11 protein-coding genes and 1 pseudogene are annotated in these 14,237 nt (G+C 69.8%); 7 read left to right on the forward strand and 5 right to left on the reverse strand.

The window, feature by feature from the left end:
* Positions 1-167 precede the first annotated feature (167 nt).
* Positions 168-1,931 (forward strand): malto-oligosyltrehalose trehalohydrolase, encoded by a 1,764-nt coding sequence (treZ, locus tag ON41_RS12260; protein WP_040747695.1) that lies wholly within the window; start codon positions 168-170, stop codon positions 1,929-1,931.
* Here treZ and ON41_RS12265 read toward each other — a convergent pair.
* Positions 1,891-3,282, reverse strand: a complete 1,392-nt coding sequence (locus tag ON41_RS12265; RefSeq protein ID WP_040747696.1) for an alpha/beta hydrolase family protein — start codon at positions 3,280-3,282, stop codon at positions 1,891-1,893. The genes treZ and ON41_RS12265 overlap by 41 nt on opposite strands.
* Before the next feature lie 165 nt (positions 3,283-3,447).
* Between ON41_RS12265 and ON41_RS12270 the strand changes: the two genes are divergently transcribed.
* Both ON41_RS12270 and ON41_RS12275 read left to right on the forward strand, forming a co-directional pair.
* The gene (locus ON41_RS12270; RefSeq protein WP_040747738.1) at positions 3,448-4,701 is read left to right on the forward strand and encodes a serine hydrolase domain-containing protein; all 1,254 of its coding nucleotides are present in this window, start codon (positions 3,448-3,450) and stop codon (positions 4,699-4,701) included.
* Positions 4,702-4,907: 206 nt separating this feature from the next.
* Entirely contained in the window at positions 4,908-5,126 is a 219-nt protein-coding gene (locus ON41_RS12275) for a hypothetical protein (protein ID WP_040747697.1), read from the forward strand.
* Here the strand turns inward: ON41_RS12275 and ilvA are convergent.
* Positions 5,123-6,478, reverse strand: coding sequence for a threonine ammonia-lyase IlvA (gene ilvA, locus ON41_RS12280; RefSeq protein WP_040747698.1), 1,356 nt, complete (start codon positions 6,476-6,478; stop codon positions 5,123-5,125). The genes ON41_RS12275 and ilvA overlap by 4 nt on opposite strands.
* Positions 6,479-6,605: 127 nt before the next feature.
* The gene (locus ON41_RS12285; RefSeq protein ID WP_040747699.1) at positions 6,606-7,040 is read right to left on the reverse strand and encodes a nitroreductase family deazaflavin-dependent oxidoreductase; all 435 of its coding nucleotides are present in this window, start codon (positions 7,038-7,040) and stop codon (positions 6,606-6,608) included.
* A gap of 89 nt (positions 7,041-7,129) precedes the next feature.
* Here ON41_RS12285 and ON41_RS12290 point away from each other — a divergent pair, with 89 nt between their 5' ends.
* The 3 genes and pseudogenes from ON41_RS12290 (at position 7,130) to ON41_RS12300 (ending at position 9,367) form a co-directional block, all read left to right on the forward strand.
* The gene (locus ON41_RS12290; protein ID WP_051161277.1) at positions 7,130-7,357 is read left to right on the forward strand and encodes a hypothetical protein; all 228 of its coding nucleotides are present in this window, start codon (positions 7,130-7,132) and stop codon (positions 7,355-7,357) included.
* A gap of 315 nt (positions 7,358-7,672) precedes the next feature.
* Positions 7,673-8,658, forward strand: a pseudogene (locus ON41_RS12295) (LacI family DNA-binding transcriptional regulator).
* Between the two features lie 100 nt (positions 8,659-8,758).
* A complete protein-coding gene (locus ON41_RS12300) occupies positions 8,759-9,367 on the forward strand; it encodes an MspA family porin (protein WP_040747700.1) in 609 nt (202 codons plus the stop codon).
* A 3-nt stretch (positions 9,368-9,370) separates the two neighbouring features.
* Here the strand turns inward: ON41_RS12300 and dnaE are convergent, their stop codons facing one another.
* Positions 9,371-12,916: a DNA polymerase III subunit alpha gene (dnaE, locus tag ON41_RS12305; RefSeq protein ID WP_040747701.1), complete on the reverse strand. Its 3,546-nt coding sequence runs from the start codon at positions 12,914-12,916 to the stop codon at positions 9,371-9,373.
* Between the two features lie 203 nt (positions 12,917-13,119).
* Here dnaE and ON41_RS12310 point away from each other — a divergent pair, with 203 nt between their 5' ends.
* Positions 13,120-13,575, forward strand: coding sequence for a hypothetical protein (locus ON41_RS12310; protein WP_246461692.1), 456 nt, complete (start codon positions 13,120-13,122; stop codon positions 13,573-13,575).
* Positions 13,576-13,615: 40 nt separating this feature from the next.
* On the opposite strand, the gene ON41_RS12315 is transcribed toward ON41_RS12310, so the two are convergent.
* Positions 13,616-14,185 (reverse strand): type 1 glutamine amidotransferase domain-containing protein, encoded by a 570-nt coding sequence (locus ON41_RS12315; protein ID WP_246829512.1) that lies wholly within the window; start codon positions 14,183-14,185, stop codon positions 13,616-13,618.
* Between the last annotated feature and the right edge of the window lie 52 nt (positions 14,186-14,237).

Consider the following 14,237-nt stretch of genomic DNA (forward strand, 5'->3'; position numbering starts at 1 on the left):
GGACGGGCTGATCACGCGTGCTGCCATTCCCCGGTGTCGCCCGGCAGTCGGGCTGATCATGCGTGTTGCCATTCCCCGGTGTCGCCCGGCGGGCGGGCTGATCATGCGTGTTGCCATTCCCAGTGTCGCCCGGCAGTCGGGCTGATCATGCGTGGGATGCTGGGGCGATGGCCGGGTTCGAGGTGTGGGCGCCGCGGGCGCGGCGGGTGCGGTGCGAGGTGGACGGCGCGGTGCATCCGATGGCGCGCGACCTGCGGGGATGGTGGCGGGCCGAGGTCGAGGCGGGGCCGGGCGCGCGGTACGGGTTCCTGCTCGACGACGATCCGGCCGTGCTGCCGGATCCGCGCTCGCCCCGGCAGCCGGACGGCGTGCACGGGAGGTCGGCGCTGTACCGGCCGGACCCGGCGGACTGGACCGATGCCGGGTGGACCGGGCGGCAGCTGGCGGGGTCGGTGTTCTACGAGCTGCATATCGGCACGTTCACGCCGGAGGGGACCTTCGACGCCGCGGTCGGGCGGCTCGATCACCTGGTGGAACTCGGTGTCACGACGGTCGAGCTGATGCCGGTCAACGCGTTCAACGGGGCCTGGAACTGGGGCTACGACGGGGTGCTGTGGTACGCGGTGCACGAGGCATACGGCGGGCCGGACGGGCTGCGGCGGTTCGTGGACGCCTGCCACGGGCGGGGGCTGGCGGTGGCGCTGGACGTCGTCTACAACCACCTCGGGCCGTCCGGGAACTACCTGCCCCGATTCGGCCCGTATCTCGGCGACGGGCACAGCACGTGGGGGCAGCGCCTCAACCTCGACGGTCCCGGCTCGGACGAGGTGCGCGCGTACGTCATCGGCAACGCGCTGCGGTGGTTCGCCGAATTCCACATCGACGCGCTGCGCCTGGACGCCGTGCACGCACTCGCCGACAGCCGCGCCATCCCGCTGCTGGAGCAGCTGTCGATCGATACCGCCGCGCTCTCGGCGCAGCTGGGCCGCCCGCTCACCCTCATCGCCGAGAGCGACCTGAACGATCCCCGGCTGATCACGCCGCGCGCCGTCGGCGGGTACGGCCTGGACGGGCAGTGGAACGACGACCTGCACCACGCCATCCACGCCGCGGTGTCCGGTGAAAGGCAGGGCTACTACGGGGATTTCGGGTCCATGCGGTGTCTCGCGGAGACCATGGGTCGCGGATTCTTCCATGCCGCGACGTATTCCAGCTTCCGCGGCCGCACGCACGGGCGTCCCTTGGATACCGAGGTGATTCCGGCCGATGCACTGCTGGCCTACACCTGCAATCACGACCAGATCGGCAACCGCGCCCTCGGCGACCGGCCCTCCGCCTCGCTCACGTCCGGCCAGCTGGCCGTGAAAGCCGTTCTGGCCCTGCTGTCCCCGTACACGCCGATGCTGTTCATGGGCGAGGAGTGGGGTGCGCGCACGCCGTTCCGGTACTTCACGGCACACTCCGAACCCGAACTCGCCGCGGCCGTCGCCGCGGGGCGTCGCGCCGAATTCGCCGAGCACGGCTGGCCCGCGGGCGATATCCCCGATCCGCAGGATCCCGCGACCTTCCACGCCTCGAAGATCGACTGGTCCGAGCTGTCGGAGCCGGAGTCCGCCCGTCTGCTGTCCTGTTACCGGGACCTGCTGGCTCTCCGGCGTGCCCACCCCGACCTCACCGATCCCTGGCTTCCGCGGCTCGCCGTCGAATTCGACGAGGACTCCCGGTGGATAATCCTGCACCGCAACACCATTCACATCCTTTGCAACCTGTCACCCGCCCCGGCCACCCTGCCCGTCATCGGCGATACGCTCCTGGTCTGGGAGCCCGTCCGCCGGACCGCCACGGCCACAACGGTTCCCGCCCACTCCTTCGCGGTCCTCGCGTCCGGCCCTACCGAGCCGGGGGGATCCGCCGGGTCAGCCAGGCGGTGACGTAGTCGAGGACCTCCGGGGCGATGGTGGTCTCGATGGCCGGATATTCGGCAGGACTGCCGGTGCCGGCGGGTTGCATGAGGTGGTTGAGGCCGTCGAAGACGTGGACGTCGGCGTCGGGGTCGGCGGACAGGTACTGCTGGGCCAGCGGTGCGCTCTGGTCGGGCGGGACCTGGTGATCCTTGCCGCCGTAGAACGCCAGGACCGGCATGCGCAGGGCCGACAGCGCCGGGGCCGGGTCGTAGGTGACCAGCGAGGAGAAGTACGTGCCGGTGAACTCGTCGATCTCCTCCGGCGAGAGCTGCTTCTCCGGCGGGAGCTGCGTATTGCGGTCGGTGAGGTAGCGCCGCACCGCCTCGGTGTCGCCGGTGCGGATCAGCGTGGTGAGCGTGCTGATGAACCCGATCTGATCGCTTTTCTCCGCCGCCGAGGCGCCGCGCGTGTCCAGCGCGATCCAGTTCTGCGCCAGCAGCACGTCGGCGCCGGTCGCGGCGGGACCGGCCATCATGATCACGAAGGCGACGCCGCTGCCGGGCCGGGACGCCACCAGCGGCCCGAGATAGCCGCCCTCACTGTGGCCCAGCAGGCCGATGCGGGCCTTGTCGATATCGGGCCGGGCGCGCAGGAAATCCATCCCGGCCCCCACGTCGCCGGCCAGATCGTTGTAGGTGGACCGGGTGAGCGAGCCGCTCGTGCCGCCGACCCCGCGGTCGTCGGTGCGCAGGACGGCGTATCCGGCGCGGGTCAGGGTGTCCGACAGCAGCAGGAACGGTTTGTGGCCCAGCAGTTCCTCGTCGCGGTTCTGCGCGCCGCTGCCGCTGATCAGGACGACGGCCGGATACGGTCCCGGCGCGGCGGGCAGAGTGAGCGTGCCCGCGATCGTCACCGGGCCGCTGCGATAGGAGACGTCCTCCGAGCGGTAGGGGTATGGGGGCCGCGGCTCCTGCGGTCGCGGCGCCTCGGGCACCGTGCCGCGGCCCAGAGTCAGGGGCAGCGGCTGGCCGGACTGGGTGAACGTGCCGGTGATCGAGTCGCTGCCCCGGTCGTAGCGCCCGGCGAAGGACGGGTCGCCGGGCAGGCCGGGGATGGTGAACCGGACATCGCTGGGAGTGCTGGTCACGTCCCGTAACGGCCGGTCGTGGATTCCTTGGACGGGCACCGAGACGGTGGCGCCGTCGGCGGTGAACCGCACGCCCAGCGGCAGCGGCGCGTCCGGGACCGGCAGGCTGCCCTGCCAGTCGCCGATCAGCGCGCGGTCCATCGGGGCGGCGACGGGCGATCCGGACCGCGAACAGGCGCCCGCCAGTGCTACGGCGAGCAGAACGAGCGCCAGTGACCGCAACGATCGCATAACCCACGATAGCCAGAAATGGCCCGGCAACCACGCCGACTCGGCGAAAACCCGCAGGACCGGCGGGTACGCCGCCGCATCGCGCCGGATAGCGGTCCGGTGACGGGAAATCATCACTCGGACAACGGCATTGCCGTGTGCGGTATGCCGCCGTACCGTAAACGTGTGAGTAGAGTGGCTTTTTCCTTCGAACCCGCGGAGCTGCCCGCCGGGGTGTCCGGGCACGCGGCTGTCGGGTTCGAGCCGCTGGTCCGCGCGTTTTCGCGCTTCGTCGGCGACCGGAACGGCGCCGGCGGGGCGCTGGCGGTGCACCGCCACGGCGAGCCGTTGGTGGACATCTGGCACGGCGGCGCCTCCGCCACCGAGCCGTGGACCCACGACACCGGCGCGATCGTCTTCTCCGCGACGAAAGGCATTGCGGCAACGGTCATTCACCGTCTCGCCGACCGCGGGCTGATCGACTACGCCGCGCCCGTCGCCGAGTACTGGCCGGAGTTCGGCGCGGCCGGGAAGGACCGGATCACGGTGCGGCACTTGCTGACCCACCGCGCCGGACTGTCCGGGCTGCCGTCCATCGCGGGCGGTCTGACCGAGGTGCTGGACCACGACCTCATGCAGCAGCGGCTGGCCGCGGCCGCGCCCGACGCGCTGCGCGGCACCCCGACCTATCACGCGCTCACTTTCGGCTGGCTGCTGGCGGGCCTGGCCCGCGCGGTCACCGGCCACACCATGGCCGAACTGTTCCGCACCGAGGTCGCCGAGCCGCTGGGCGTCGACGGCATCCACCTCGGTCGCCCGCCGGCGGGCGCGCCGACCACGGTCGCCACCCTGGCCGGGTCCCGGCTCGCGCTCGTCGGAGCGCCCGCGAGCGCGCTGTTCCTCGGCCGTGCCTACGGGATTCCGGGCGCCGCCGGCGCCGCGGCGCGCTCGCTGTTCCTGCCCGGCCTGGAGGGACTGCTGGAGGGCGAGGACCCGCCGATTCTCGGCACTCAACTCGCCGCGGGCAACGGTGTCTGCACCGCCGAGGGCCTGGCGGCGATGTACGGCGCGCTCGCCTGTGACGGCATGGTGGCGGGGCGCCGGTACCTGTCCGCGCGCACGATCGGCGCGCTGCGGCACATCGAGAGCTTCCGGCTCGACCACGGCCTGTTCTACATCCCGATGATGTGGCACCTCGGCTATCACTCGCTGCCGATCCCCGGCGCCCGGACCGGATTCGGCCATATCGGCCTGGGCGGGTCGTTCGGCTGGGCCGAGCCGCGCATGGGTCTGTCGGTCGGCTTCGTGCACAACCGCCTCTCCATCGACAAGATGGCCTGGGACATGATCGCCGCGGCGTGGGCCCTGCCTCTCGCGGTACGCGGCGCGCGCGCCGCGGAGAAACGCACCACGCGTCTCCCACGGCCCGCGGCCGCCTGACCTCCCTGGGCGTCCGGTCCGGTTACTCCCCGCGCAGAGTCCGCTCAATCCTGCGGAGGGTTTGCGCTCAACCCTGCGAAGGGTTTGCTCTTCCCCCGGCAAGATTGGGGGGTCTCCCCGCGCGGGCGATGCCGTTACAGTGCCGGGGGACGATTTCCGACGTCCCGCCCGAACGGGCGGGGCCGCTACAGATCGAGAGTTCCTTCGTGCGTACCACGATTCGCGCCGCCGCCGCCGGCTCGATGCTCGCCGCCGCGCTGGTCACCGGCGCCGCGACCGCCTCCGCGGAGGCCCCGCAGCCGGGCGTCCTCGAGCAGATCGCCGATCACCTGCGCGCGATCGGCACCGGCTCGGGGATTCCGGACTGGCACTGCCAGTTCGGATCCAGTAACGACCCGGCCTGCTTCCTGCCGTACTACGACTAGGTGAGGTAGCGGTAGGCGGGGGAGCCGGGGTCCAGGCGCTCGCACTGGATGGGCGAGTCGTGCATGCGCTTCTGCAGCGGGCCCAGGCCGTCGGGGGCGCCCAGTTCGATGCCGACCAGCGCCGCGCCGGTCTCCCGGTTGTTGCGCTTGACGTATTCGAACAGGGTGATGTCGTCGTCGGGGCCGAGTACCTCGTCGAGGAAGCGGCGCAGCGCCCCCGGCTCCTGCGGGAAGTCCACCAGGAAGTAGTGCTTCAGGCCCCGGTGCACCAGCGAGCGCTCGATGACCTCGCCGTAGCGCGACACGTCGTTGTTGCCGCCCGACAGCAGGCAGACCACCGTCGCGCCGGGCTCCATCCGGATCTCGGCGAGCGCCGCGACCGCCAGCGCGCCGGCGGGCTCGGCGATGATGCCCTCGTTCTGATACAGCTCGAGCATCGCGGTGCAGATCGCGCCCTCGTCCACCTGCATCAGGCGGAAAGATCCGGCGCCCCTGGGGGATTCGGTCGCGGTCAGCAGCGGCAGCGAACCGTGCGAGCGGACCCGGCCGCCGAACTTCGACACCGCCGCGTACGGCAGATCGCCGATGCGCCGCACCGCCGCGCCGTCGACGAACGGATCGATCTCCGGCAGCGTGACCGGGCCACCGGCCACAAGCGCCGCGGTCATGGACGCCGCGCCCGCCGGTTCCGCCCCGAGGATCGCGGTGGCCGGGGAGCGCTCGCGCAGATAGGTGCCGATCCCGGCCAGGCAGCCGCCGCCTCCGACCGGCACGATCACCAGATCGGGCGTGCCGCCGATCTGCTCCAGGATCTCCGCGGCGATGGTGCCCTGACCGGCCGCGGTGCGCGGATCGTCGAACGGGGCCACCGTGGTCGCGCCCGTGCGCGCCACGTCGTCGGCGGCCGCGGCGGCCGCGGCGTCGTAGGTGTCGCCGATGGCGATGAGCTGGACGAACTGCCCGCCGTGCGCGCGGATGCGGTCGCGCTTCTGCTTCGGGGTCGTGGTCGGGACGTAGATGCGGCCCTGGATGCCCATCGTCTTACAGGCATAGGCGACGCCCTGGGCGTGATTGCCGGCGCTGGCCGCCACCACACCGGCCGCGCGCTCGCTGTCGGACAGTTGCAGGATCAGGTTGTAGGCCCCGCGCAGCTTGTAGGACCGGACCGCGGTCAGATCCTCGCGCTTGACGTAGACGTCCGCTCCCGACAGCGCCGACAACCGCTCGATGCGCTGCAGCGGCGTCGGCTCGATGATCTCGGAAATTCGCTTGGCGGCCGCATCGATCTCGTCCGCGCTCAGTTCTGGCAGCGGACCGGCAACTTTCTCGGCGACATCAAGCGGGTTGGACACCCGAACATGCTAACCGGGCGGGGGGAGAGGTGAATGCCCACGGTCCTGCGGGGTGCGGGATGCCCCGCACCCCGCAGGAAGTGGTGTTCCCCGCAGGGAGCGCCGACCGTTCCCCGCGGGGCGCTTTTCACCGCGGGGTGAGGACGAAGACCGGGATCTCGCGGTCCGTCTTCTTCTGGTAGTCCGCGTAGTCGGGCCAGGCCTCGACCGCGCGCTTCCACCACACGGCCTTCTCCTCGCCGAATACCTCGCGGGCGGTGTAGTCCTTGATCACCTCGCCGTCGCGCAGGTCGACGTGCGGATCGGCCTTGATGTTGTGGTACCAGACGGGATTCTTCGGCGCCCCGCCGAGCGAGGCGACCACCGCGTACTCGCCGTCGTGCTCGACCCGCATCAGCGCGGTCTTGCGCAGCTTGCCGGTCTTGGCGCCGCGCGTGGTGAGCAGGATGATCGGCTTGCCCTTGATAGTGGTGGCGTCGGTGCCGTTCGAGGCCTCGTACTTCTCGGCCTGCTTGCGGGCCCAGTCAGAGGTGCTGGGTTCGTACTCTCCTGTCAATGGCATGCCCCTGACAATGCCCGGCAACCTCTCGGATATTCCTGGGACGAAAATGTTCGGTAGACCGAACTTGGCCGTCCGTGTACCCTGACGACATGGCAGTGGTAGACCCCACCTCAGCTCCCGCGATCGCCCCCGGGCGGACGATCGACATCGCGGGCACGCCGTGGCCGGTCTACAAACTGGAGGCCCTCGCGCTGGGGGCGATTGTCTGCCTGGTCCTGGCCGTGGTCACCGGTTCGCTGCAGGTGGCCGTGCTCGCCGGTGCGTCGCTGTCGGCCCTGCGCTGGGCCGTCGGCGCGGTCCGCGCCGCCCGGACGTAGGGCCTCCGCCCGCCCGGGCCGTCGCAGTCCCCCTGATCGTCGTGGTTCTCGGAAAGAGCGCCGGTCCGCCGGTCGAAGTGTTAGCGTTAACACAGGGATACGGGCACGTTCGACGGGGTTCGGTGCCATCGACAGCTGTTGACGGGCAATCGCTTTCGACGGCCGTCGCCGACGGTCCCGCCGGGTAACCGCGCGGGAACGCTAACCTGAATTCGGGAACAACCGGGGCCGTAGCGGCACAGTGGCCCGGAAGGCAGGAATGTGAGCAGGAACGGACGCGCCCCCGAACGGGCGACGGGGGGCCGGCCGGCGGTGATGACCGATGTCGCGAAGCTGGCGGGCGTCTCACATCAGACGGTCTCGCGGGTACTCAACGGCAGCCCGCAGGTGCGGCCCGAGACCAAGCAGAAGGTGCTCGAGGCGGTGGCCGAACTCGGGTACCGGCCCAATGCGATGGCGCGCGGGCTGGTGAGCCGGCGGTCGAAGGTCCTCGGCGTGGTCACCTTCGACACCATTCTCTACGGTCCCGCGTGCATGATGCTGGGCATCGAAAGGGCCGCGCGCGCTTCGGGTTACGGCGTCAGCATCGTCACGCTCGAGCGGGTCGACCGCGGCGGGGTGCTGGCGGCGGTGGATACGCTCGCCGATCAGGGCGTGGACGGGGTGATCATCATCGCCCCGCAGATCGCCGCGGCGGCCGCCCTGCACAATCTGCCCGAGCGGCCGGTCGCGGTCGCCGTCGAGGCCGGGCAGGACGCGCCGCTGCCGTCGGCGGCGGTCGATCAGTTCGAGGGCGTCCGCCTGGCCGTGCGGCACCTGCTGGATCTGGGCCACGAGACGGTGTGGCACGTGTCGGGACCGAGCGATTCGCTGGAGGCCCGCGACCGGATCGAGGGCTGGCGGGGCACGCTCGAGGCCGCCGGTGCGACCGTGCCGCCGCCGATCGGCGGCGACTGGAGCGCGCGCTCGGGGTACGAGGCGGGTCTGGTACTGGCCGCGCAGCCGGGCGTGACGGCGGTCTTCGCCGCCAACGACCAGATGGCGCTCGGATTGCTGCGCGCCTTCGCCGAGCGCGGTATCTCGGTACCCGAGACATCTCGGTGGTCGGCTTCGACGACATCCCGGAGGCGGCCTATCTGTCGCCGCCGCTGAGCACCGTCCGGCAGGACTTCGACGAGGTCGGGCGGCGCAGTATCGGGCTGCTGTTGCAACTGCTGGAGGCCGAGGGCACGGTCCCGGACCCGGCGCCGGTGGTGCCGACGCTGATCGTGCGGGGGAGTACGGCCGCGCCGCGAACCTGACGTTCGCGCTCGGATGTTTGCGCGCACAGCCGGTCCCGCCGGAATGCGTGACGTGTGTCGTTCCCTGGTCGGATAGCTTTTTGCTACTACTGTTCGGCCTATGGTGTCTGCTCTGGTGAAGGCGTGTGCGGCCGCGGCCGCCGCCGCGCTCGTGGGTGCGCCGCTCGCCCGCGCCGACGTCGAGCAGCTACCGCCGCGCGAGAAGACCTTCCCGTCGGCCTTCGGCAGTTTCACCGTCGGCGTCCACGACGAGAACGTCAACCGCCTCCCGCCGCTGAACATGGTGGGCACCACGCGCGAGGCGCTGGTCGGCCACGTCGCCTGGGGCCGGGTCGACGGACCGGCCGGGGGCGTGCTCAAGACCGGCTACCACGTCGGATGCGCGGTCACCGTCGGCCCCGGCCAATTCGGCGCCACCCCCGACCTCGAGGCCGGTATCGAGGGCGGCGAGGTGCCCTCCCCGCACATCCTCGCGAACCCCAACCCGATCGTCACCCTGAACCTCAGCCCCGGCGAGGTGTCGGAAGTCCCGGTCGCCGAGAAGGAACTCATCCCCGGCAAGGTCGTCCAGACCGTCGTCCGCGACTTCCACATCATCGTTAACGCATGCAGCGGCCCGGTAGCGATCCGCCAGTTCACCTACCTGTACGCCAAGTCCGCCGAGGTCGACGACAGCGGCGCCGTCTTCGGCGATTCCACCTGGCTGTAGCGCTCAGCTCAGCAGGCAGCCCGGGCCCAGGAGGGCCTTGAGGTCGCCCATCAGGGCCGAGGACGGGGAGACGCGGAGGTTGTCGGCGAGTTTGAGCATGGTGGTGCGTTCGCGGGAGCCGACGTGGCGGATGTGGACGTCGGCGGGGCCCGGGTGGCTGGTGAGGACCCGCTTGAGGGCGGTGATCTTGTCGGGGGTGCACAGGCGGGTGGGGATGGTGACCGCCAGGGGCTTCTCGACGCCGATCGCGGAGAGGTTGGGGACGGCCAGGTCGTTGGCGATCAGGGAGATGCGGTCGTCGCGGGCGGAGACGCGGGCCTTGACCAGGACCACGGCGTCCTCCACGACGTCCATGCCGTAGACCGAATAGGACTGCGGGAAGAACAGCACCTCGATGCCACCGGTGAGGTCCTCCAATTGCGCGGAGGCCCAGGGCATTCCGTTCTTGTTGATGCGGCGGGTGACCGAGGCGAGGATGCCGCCGATGGTGACCTGCGCGCCGTCCTTCACATCGCCCTCGAGGATGGCGGGGATCGGGGTGTCGGCCTGGGCGGCCAGGACGTGGGCGACACCGTCGAGCGGATGCCCGGACACGTAGAGGCCCAGCATCTCCCGCTCGAGCGCCAGCTTGTGCTTGCTGTCCCACTCCTCGTCGGGCACCTTGACGTCGAAGACGCCCGCGACCGCGTCGTCGCCGTCGTCGAGCCCGCCGAACAGGTCGAACTGACCGATCGCCTCGGCCTTCTTGGTGGCCATCACCGCGTCGATGGCGTCGGAATGCACCAGCATCAGGCCCTTGCGCGGATGCCCGAGGGAGTCGAAAGCGCCCGCCTTGATCAGGGATTCGGTGACCTTCTTGGTGCAGGCGACGGCGTCGATCTTGTTCAGGTAGTCGGAGAAGTCGGTGAACTTCGACTTCTCCCGGCGGGCGGCGATGATGGAGGCCACCACGTTGGCGCCGACGTTGCGGACCGCGCCCATGCCGAAACGGATGTCGTTGCCGACCGAGGCGAAGTTGTGCTCGGACTCGTTGACGTCGGGCGGCAGCACCTGGATGCCGAGGCGGCGGCAGTCGGCGAGATAGACGGCGGCCTTGTCCTTGTCGTCGCCGACGGAGGTGAGCAGGCCGGCCATGTACTCGGCCTTGTAGTTGGCCTTGAGATAGGCGGTCCAGAACGACACCAGGCCGTAGCCGGCGGCGTGCGACTTGTTGAACGCGTATCCGGCGAACGGGAGGATGGTGTCCCACAGGGCCTTGATGGCGGCCTTGGAATAGCCGTTGTCCTGCATGCCCTTTTCGAAGCCCTCGAATTCGGCCTCGAGGACCTCGGCCTTCTTCTTACCCATGGCGCGGCGCAGGATATCGGCTCGGCCGAGGGAGTACCCGGCGACCTTCTGCGCGATCTGCATGATCTGCTCCTGGTACACGATCAAACCGAACGTGTCGGCCAGGATTTCCTTCAGCGGCTCTTCCAGCTCCGGGTGGATGGGCTTGACCTCTTGCCGCCCGTTCTTGCGGTCGGCGTAGTCGTTGTGCGCGTTCATGCCCATCGGGCCGGGGCGGTACAGCGCGAGCACGGCGACGATGTCCTCGAAGCCGGTGGGCTGCATGCGCCGCAGCAGGTCGCGCATGGCGCCGCCGTCGAGCTGGAACACGCCGAGGGTGTCGCCGCGGGCCAGCAGCTCGTAGGTGGGCGGGTCCTCGAGCGGCAGATTCTCCAGGTCGAGATCGATGCCGCGGTTGGATTTGATGTTCTCCAGGCAGTCACCGATCACGGTGAGGTTGCGCAGGCCCAGGAAGTCCATCTTCAGCAGGCCGATGGCCTCGCACGACGGGTAGTCCCAGCCGGTGATGATCGCACCGTCCTGGGCGCGCTTCCACAGCGGGATCGCGTCCATCAGCGGTTCGGAGGACATGATGACCGCGCAGGCGTGCACGCCGGCGTTGCGGATCAGGCCCTCCAGGCCGCGGGCGGTCTCGTAGATCTTGTTGACGTCCGGGTTGGTGTTGATCAGCTCCCGGACCTCGGTGGCCTCCTTGTACCGCTCGTGCTCGGGATCCATGATCCCGGACAGCGGGATGTCCTTGGCCATGATCGGCGGCGGCAGCGCCTTGGAGATCTGGTCGGCGATCGCGAAGCCGGGCTGGCCGAACTGCACGCGGGCCGAATCCTTCAGCGCCGCTTTGGTTTTAATGGTGCCGAAGGTGATCACCTGGGCGACCTTGTCGGTGCCCCACTTCTCGGTGGCGTAGCGCACCATCTCACCGCGGCGGCGATCGTCGAAGTCGATATCGATATCGGGCATCGACACGCGCTCCGGGTTGAGGAAGCGCTCGAACAGCAGACCGTGCGGGATCGGGTCCAGGTTGGTGATGCCCATCGCGAAGGCGACCAGCGACCCGGCCGCCGAACCGCGGCCGGGGCCGACCCGGATGCCGACCTCCTTCGCGTGGTTGATCAGGTCGCCGACGACCAGGAAGTAGGCCGGGAAGCCCATCTGGATGATGACGTCGAGCTCGAAGTCGGCACGGTCGATGTACTCCTGGCCCACGCCGTCGGGGAAGCGGCGCTCCAGCCCGCGCTTGACCTCGTGACGCAGCCAGCTGGCCTGGTCCTCGCCCTCGGGGACCGGGAAGACCGGCATCCGGTCGCGATGGGCCCAGACCTCCTCGTAGGACTGCACGCGCTCGCCGATGAGGACCGTGTTGTCGCAGGCGCCGGGGACCTCGGAATCCCACAGGGCGCGCATCTCGTCGGCGGACTTGAGGTAGTAGCCGCTGCCGCCGAATTTGAAGCGGTTCGGGTCGGACAGGGTCTTACCGGTCTGGATGCACAGCAGCGCCTCGTGGTTGGTCGAGTCGGACTCGTGCACGTAGTGGCAGTCGTTGGTGGCCAGCGGCGGGATGTCCAGTTTGCGGCCGATCTCGAGCAGGCCCTCGCGCACCCGGGTCTCGATGGACAGGCCGTGGTCCATCAGCTCCAGGAAGAAGTTCTCCTTGCCGAAGATCTCCTGCCACTTGGCCGCCGCCTCCAGGGCCTCGCGCTCGTGGCCCAGCCGCAGCCGGGTCTGCACCTCGCCGGACGGGCAGCCGGTCGTGGCGATGATGCCCTCGGCGTACTGGGCGATGATCTCCTCGTCCATACGCGCCCACTTGCCGAGCTGGCCCTCGATGGAGGCCAGCGACGACAGCTTGAACAGGTTGCGCAGGCCGGTCGCGTTCTCCGCGATCATCGTCATATGGGTGTAGGCGCCCGAACCGGAGACGTCGTCGCCCTTCTGGCTCGGGTCGCCCCACTGGATGCGCTTGGTGTCGAAGCGGGACGCGGGGGCGATGTAGGCCTCGATGCCGATGATCGGCTTGATGCCCTGCTTCTTGGCCGAGTTGTAGAACTCCGAGGCGCCGTACATGTTGCCGTGGTCGCTCATGCCGACGGCGGTCATGCCGAGCCGCTCGGCCTCTTTGAACAGCGGCGTGATCTTCGCCGCGCCGTCGAGCATCGAGTACTCGGTGTGGTTGTGGAGGTGTACGAATCCCGAGGCTGGCACGGCTAGAGATTATGCCTCCCCACCGACACGTTTCTCCTTAGCCCACAGCCCTTTCCGTAAACGCCCATGTGATAGCGGTGCGGCCGTGTCGGAGCCCGGATCCCCCTGGAAGCGGGGGCGCGCGACCGCCCTCCGGGGATCGCTGCCGAATGGTAGCGTCGCACGAACTTCCGCTCGTAACACTCATCGACCACGTGGGGTACATGATGCGTTCCATCGGATCTCTGACAGCACTGTCCGCGGTGGGCCTCACCGCCGCGGCGGCGGTGATCGGCACGGCCGCACCGGCTTCCGCCGACACCAACGGCGGCAAGTTCACCAAGATCTACTCGCTGACCAACGGGCCGTGCGTGGCGGTCGTCGACTCGTCGGTCGGGGGCGACACCTATCCGAGTTCGGCCGGATTCACCGTCTCGGCCACCCTGATCGGCGTCGGTCCGTGCTCCCTCGACGTCACCCTGAACTGGCGCAATGTCGACACCGGTGAGACCGGCACCAAGACCCAGCACGCCAGCGGACCCGGCTACTGGGGCAACGACGGCCGGTCCGCGATCTTCTCGCCCGGTATCGGCAACTTCGTCGGCACGGTGACCACCAGCGCGGGCCACGTCCCCGAATCCGGTGAGGTCGCGTTCACCGTGCACAGGTACGGCGGCTAGCAGTCGGCGCGCCCGCGATCACTCCGCACCGGTACGGCGGCTAGCCGGTTCGCGCGCCCGCCAGGATGCCCGTGATCGCGTCGACGAAGTCGGGGAGGTCGTGCGGGTTGCGGGACGTGATCGACGTCCAGCCGTTGTCGTCCGACAGCGCCGCGGGGCGATCGACCCACTCGCCGCCCGCGTTGACGATGTCGGTGCGCAGCGACGGGTAGGAGGTCAGCGTCCGGCCGCGCAGCAGGTCGGCCTCGACCAGGACCCACGGGCCGTGGCAGATGGCCGCGATCGGCTTACCGGCCCCGGCGAATTCGCGGGCCAGGTCGGCGGCGCCCGGGGCGGTCCGCAGCGTATCGGCGTTGACGGTGCCGCCGGGGATCACCAGCACGTCGAAGTCGGCGGGGTGTACCGCGTCGAGCGTCGTATCGGGCTGTTCGGTGCTGTCGGGCTCGAGGTCGTGGCGATAGGTCTTCACACCGTCGCTCTCGACCGCCGCGTGGGTCACCCGCGCGCCGCGCTCGCGCAACCGGTCGCGCGGGATCACGAGTTCGTCGTGCTCGACGCCGGCATTCGAGGTGATGATCAGGACGCGCATACCCTCGAGGTCTTCGGACACGGTTCCTCCTCTGTTCGTCGGCTGTCTCGACGTCCGCACTACCCGCGTCCCG

The organism is Nocardia transvalensis NBRC 15921 (assembly GCF_000308875.1).
In the GTDB taxonomy this organism is placed as follows: Bacteria; Actinomycetota; Actinomycetes; order Mycobacteriales; family Mycobacteriaceae; genus Nocardia; species Nocardia transvalensis.

Coding starts and splice junctions, on each gene's coding strand:
- treZ (WP_040747695.1), top strand. CDS start 168: ATGGCCGGGTTCGAGGTGTGGGCGCCGCGGGCGCGGCGGGTGCGGTGC.
- ON41_RS12300 (WP_040747700.1), top strand. CDS start 8,759: ATGGTGTCTGCTCTGGTGAAGGCGTGTGCGGCCGCGGCCGCCGCCGCG.
- ON41_RS12310 (WP_246461692.1), top strand. CDS start 13,120: ATGATGCGTTCCATCGGATCTCTGACAGCACTGTCCGCGGTGGGCCTC.
- ON41_RS12265 (WP_040747696.1), bottom strand. CDS start 3,282: ATGCGATCGTTGCGGTCACTGGCGCTCGTTCTGCTCGCCGTAGCACTG.
- ON41_RS12290 (WP_051161277.1), top strand. CDS start 7,130: ATGGCAGTGGTAGACCCCACCTCAGCTCCCGCGATCGCCCCCGGGCGG.
- ON41_RS12285 (WP_040747699.1), bottom strand. CDS start 7,040: ATGCCATTGACAGGAGAGTACGAACCCAGCACCTCTGACTGGGCCCGC.